The sequence below is a fragment of the Cognatilysobacter lacus genome (assembly GCF_008274655.1).
In the GTDB taxonomy this organism is placed as follows: domain Bacteria; phylum Pseudomonadota; class Gammaproteobacteria; order Xanthomonadales; family Xanthomonadaceae; genus Cognatilysobacter; species Cognatilysobacter lacus.
On sequence record NZ_VTRV01000200.1, the window covers coordinates 1 to 3,594 of the forward strand.

Annotated in this window: 3 protein-coding genes and 1 pseudogene; all 4 read right to left on the reverse strand. The window is 68.9% G+C overall.

Going from position 1 to position 3,594, the window contains the following annotated elements; all coding sequences use genetic code 11:
* On the reverse strand, window positions 1–966 hold a 966-nt coding region (murG, locus tag FW784_RS13000; protein WP_235893681.1), incomplete at its 3' end, for an undecaprenyldiphospho-muramoylpentapeptide beta-N-acetylglucosaminyltransferase.
* Entirely contained in the window at window positions 963–2,279 is a 1,317-nt protein-coding gene (gene ftsW, locus FW784_RS13005) for a putative lipid II flippase FtsW (RefSeq protein WP_149353757.1), read from the reverse strand. The genes ftsW and murG, both read right to left, overlap by 4 nt.
* Window positions 2,276–3,364, reverse strand: a complete 1,089-nt coding sequence (mraY, locus tag FW784_RS13010; protein ID WP_149353755.1) for a phospho-N-acetylmuramoyl-pentapeptide-transferase — start codon at window positions 3,362–3,364, stop codon at window positions 2,276–2,278. The genes ftsW and mraY overlap by 4 nt, the downstream gene beginning before the upstream one ends.
* Window positions 3,354–3,594: pseudogene (locus FW784_RS13015) on the reverse strand (UDP-N-acetylmuramoyl-tripeptide--D-alanyl-D-alanine ligase); the annotation flags it as partial. The gene mraY and the pseudogene FW784_RS13015, both read right to left, overlap by 11 nt.

Genomic DNA, 3,594 nt, shown 5'->3' on the forward strand with positions numbered 1-3,594 from the left:
GAGCTGTGCGGCGAGCGCGGGCCCTTGCGGCAGCAAGCGCGCGGCGCCGCGCTCGACGAGGAACTGCGCGTTCTTGGTCTGGTGGTCGTCCGTGGCCTGCGGAAAGGGAACCAGCACGCTGGCGACGCCGACCGCACAAAGCTCCGCGAGCGTGAGCGCGCCGGCGCGGCAGACGACGAGGTCCGCCCACGCATAGGCAGCGGCCATGTCGGCGATGAAGGGTTCGACGGACGCATCAACGCCCGCGTCGCGATAGGCGGCGGTCGCGGCGTCGACCATCTTCTCGCCGCACTGGTGGCGCACCTGCCAGCCGCCCGGATCGGGCAGCGACGCGATCGCCTTCGGCACGGCGGCGTTGAGTGCCGCTGCGCCCTGGCTTCCGCCGAGCACGAGCAGCCGCAATGCGCCGTCGCGACCGTCGAAGCGCACCGCCGGCGGCGCGACGCTCGCGATCTCGCTACGCACAGGATTGCCCACGATCTGCTCGGCCGCGAAGCTGCCCGGAAAACCCGTGAGCACGCGTCGAGCGAGCTTGGACAGCACGCGATTGGTCATGCCCGGCGCACGGTTCTGCTCGTGCACGTACAGCGGCACGCCGGCGAGCCTTGCCGCAAGGCCGCCCGGGCCGGCAGCGAAGCCACCGAAACTGATGACTGCTTTGGGCCGGCGACGCGAAAGGATGTTGCGCGCCGCCGCTACCGCGGATACCAGCTTGAACGGCGCCGCGAGCAGTGTCGCGGCACCCTTTCCGCGCACGCCGCGGATCGCGATCGTGTCGACCTCGATGCCGTGCTGCGGCACGAGTCGCGTTTCCATGCCGCCGGCGCTGCCGAGCCAGCCGACGGCAACGCCACGGCGCCGCAGTTCGTGCGCGACGGCGAGCCCCGGGAAGATGTGCCCGCCCGTGCCGCCGGCAAGGATCATCACCGCGACTTCCGCATTCGCGCTGGCGCGGGCATCGGTCATGCGCTGTGGCGCCCGAAGGTGGGTTCGACGCGCGGACGCAGGCGATTGGTGCCGCGTGGATCATTGCGACCGAGCGGGCTCACGCCCGCTGCCGGCGCAGGCGCTGCGGGACGCGCTGCGGTGGTGTGCGTCGTCGGCGACGGCGTGGCGGCGGTATCGCGACGCAGCGCGACCTGGCGACGCGCGCGCTCGAGTTCGTAGGAGATGCGCAACAGCAGCCCCATCGCCGCCATCGTCATCGCGATGGACGAGCCGCCGTACGAGATCAGCGGCAGCGTGAGGCCCTTGGTCGGCAGCAGGCCGAGGTTGACGCCGATCGACACCGTGCTCTGGATGCCGATCCACAGCGCGATGCCGAAGGCGCAGTAACCCGCGAAGTGGCGGCGCATCTCGACACACTTGAGGCCGACCCAGAGCGCGCGCCCGACCAGCGCCGCGTACAGCGCGATCACCGCGCACACGCCGACGAAGCCGAGCTCCTCGGCGATCACCGCCATGATGAAGTCGGTATGCGCCTCGGGCAGGTACGACAGCTTGTGCACCGACGCGCCGAGTCCGGCGCCGAACCATTCGCCGCGGCCGACGGCCATCAGCGCGTTCGCCAGCTGGTAGCCGTCGCCGAACGGATCCTTGAAGGGATCGGTGAACGACGTCATGCGCCGTACGCGGTAGGGCTCGAGCAGGATCATCGCGCCCAGTGCGGGAAGCAGCGCGAAAAGCGGGCCCACGAGGCGCGGCAGGTTGGCGCCGCCGAGCACCAGCATGCCGGCGGTCATCGCGAGGATGAGCGCGGACGAGCCGAAGTCCTTCTGCACGGCGAGCAGCACGCCGGCGAATGCACAGGCCACGCCGACGACCTTGATGATCGCCTTCCAGCTGGCGCTCACTTCTTCGCTGAATCGCTTGAGGTAGGCCGCGAGCCACACGACCATCATCAGCTTCACGGCCTCCACCGGCTGGAAGTTCACGACGCCGAGGTTCACCCAGCGCTTGGCGCCCTTCACGGTCACGCCCAGGCCCGGCACCGCGACCATCAGCAACAACACGACGCCGATGATCGGCAGCCACGGCGCATAGCGCTCGATCGTGCGCAGCTCCATGCGCATCACCCACGCCGCGGCGATGCCACCTGCAACGATGAAGAACAGATGCTTGGTCAGGTAGTAGGTCGGGCTGGCCGCCTGCGCGACCGACGCCGAACCGACCATCACCACGCCGAGGCACAGCAGCGCGCCGATCAGGCCGAGCAGCCATGGGTCGAAGCGGCCGGTGATGGCGTCGAAGCGCGTCGCCTGGCGGGAGGTGTCCATCAGCGCACCTTCAACGTGGCCAGGCCGATGAGCACCAGCACGACCGAGATGATCCAGAACCGCACGATCACGCGCGGCTCGGGCCAGCCTTTCAGCTCGAAGTGGTGGTGGATCGGCGCCATCTTGAAGACGCGCTTGCCGGTGAGCTTGAAACTCGCCACCTGGATCATCACCGACAGCGTCTCGATGACGAAGATGCCGCCCATGATCACCAGCACCAGTTCCTGGCGGACGATCACGGCGATCGTGCCGAGCACGGCGCCGAGCGCGAGCGCGCCGATGTCGCCCATGAACACCATCGCGGGGTACGTGTTGAACCACAGGAAGCCGAGGCCGGCACCCGCGATGGCGGCGCAGACCACGATCAGTTCACCCGCACCCGGAATCTGGGGGATCTGCAGGTAGTTCGAGAACACCGCATTGCCCGACGCGTATGCGAACACGCCGAGCGCGCAGGCGACCAGCACCGTCGGCATGATCGCGAGACCATCGAGCCCGTCGGTCAGGTTGACCGCGTTGGAGAAGCCGACGATCCACAGGTAGGCGATGAACACGAAGCTCACGCTCACCAACGGCAGCGCGACCTGCTTGAACAGCGGGATGTAGAAGGTGGTCGCCGCCGGGACGTCGGCCGTGTAGTACAGGAACAGGCCGGCCGCGAGGCCGACGACCGACTGCAGGAAGTACTTGGTGCGCGAGCGCATGCCGTTCGGGTCGCGGCGCACGATCTTGATCCAGTCGTCCCACCAGCCGATCGCGCCGAACGCGACCATGACCGCGAGTACCAGCCAGACGTAGCGGTTACGCAGGTCGCCCCAGAGCAGCACCGAAGCGAGCACGGTCAGCAGGATCAGCGCGCCACCCATGGTGGGCGTGCCGGCTTTCGAAAAGTGCGACTTCGGGCCGTCGCTGCGGATCGGCTGGCCACCCGCCTTGAGCTGGCCGAGCCGGCGGATCACCACCGGCCCGATCCAGAGCGACAGGAACAGCGCGGTGAGCGCGCTGAGGATGCCGCGGAACGTGAGGTAGGCGAACAGGCCGAAGTGGCCCTGCAGCTGTTCGAGCCAACGGGTGAGTTCAAGCAGCATGCGGATGTCCGTCCAGAAGCGCGGCGACGATGCGGTCCATGGCACTGCCACGCGAACCCTTCACCAGCACGCGCACGCCGGACACGAGGTCCGCGCGCAGCGCCGCAGCGAGGGCTTCGTGGGTATCGAAATGGCGGGCGTCGGCGCCGTAGGCGTCGGCGGCGGAAGCGCTGAGCGCGCCGAGTGTGTAAAGCCGCGCGATGCCGGCGTCGCGCGCACGCGCACCCATC

Excerpts from the sequence above, each read along its gene's own strand:
- mraY (WP_149353755.1), bottom strand. The coding sequence starts at position 3,364 with ATGCTGCTTGAACTCACCCGTTGGCTCGAACAGCTGCAGGGCCACTTC.